Annotated in this window: 1 protein-coding gene; it reads right to left on the reverse strand. The window is 67.2% G+C overall.

All coding sequences use genetic code 11. The features are described from left to right. Nucleotides 1–30: 30 nt before the first annotated feature. The coding region (locus tag FW784_RS14575; protein WP_187770848.1) for a hypothetical protein at nucleotides 31–1087 on the reverse strand (1057 nt) is incomplete at its 5' end.

Genomic DNA, 1087 nt, shown 5'->3' on the forward strand with positions numbered 1-1087 from the left:
CGCCGCGGCGCGTGCGGCCGGACCGACCTGTCATGCGCTGCGCGCCGCGGGCTGCGCGAGCAGTCGCAGGAGCCAGCCGCCCGCCACTTTCTGCACGACCAACAGTGCCAGGAAACCGAGCACTACGCCGGCGACCATTTTCAGGTTCGACGACTCCAGCACCGACGCACCCAGCCCCACCACGACGGCACCGCTGCCGTAGCCCAGCAGCGGATAGCGCGTGGCCCTCAGCAATATCGCGTACACGCGCCCGACGAACACGCCCCACAGCGCGAGCGGAAGCATCATCAGAACCGGGCCGAAGTCGATGTAGCTTTCCGCGATATAGCCGAGGCTAATCGAGGTGCCTTCGCTGGCCCCCGCCACGCGCGTGCCGCTGTAGAGCGATGTCCGCTCGGAGTCATCGATGACGCGCTTGTCGGGATTGATCAGGCGCGGCAAGACCGCGTTTTCGATCGCCTCGCCCCACAGCGCGCCATGCTCGTAAGGCAGGTAGGCGGGGACGACCTGCAGCGTCCGGCCGAAGTAGTAGACGTACGTGAGCCGCTCCATGAGCTTCTGCACCGAAGCGTTGAGGCGTTCGGCATCGAGGTCGCCAGTGAGTTCGACCAGCTTGGCGACGCGGTCGGCCACCGGCACCAGCACCACCTGCTGACCCGTGCCCTGGTTGAGGAACTGGCGATAGTCGCTCTTGATTCCGGTCCATGCCACGGCCAGCGTGAGGATGGCCACCCCAAGCAGCGCAGCGGTGCGCAGGCGTATGCCACGCAGCGCTTCCGGCGCCGTCAGCGCTGCGAGCAGCATAACGATCAACACCGTACGAAACCCGCTGAAGAATCCCAGGAAACCGATCGCGATCTCGACGGTGACCACGATGCCGAGCCTCCGATACCCCCGGTGCTGGCTCAGGACGACGTAGGCGAACATGAACAGGATCACCCAGCGCAGCTGCGTGAGCGCGACGATCGGCTGCGTCAGGCCCGGCAGCGCGAACGCGACGCGCGTGAGCACCAGCGCCACCCCGATGGCGACCAGGCTTGCCCAGAACAGGCGCGCCACCGACAGCCGCGCCGCGATCGCCGCGACC

Source organism: Cognatilysobacter lacus (genome assembly GCF_008274655.1).
Taxonomy (GTDB): domain Bacteria; phylum Pseudomonadota; class Gammaproteobacteria; order Xanthomonadales; family Xanthomonadaceae; genus Cognatilysobacter; species Cognatilysobacter lacus.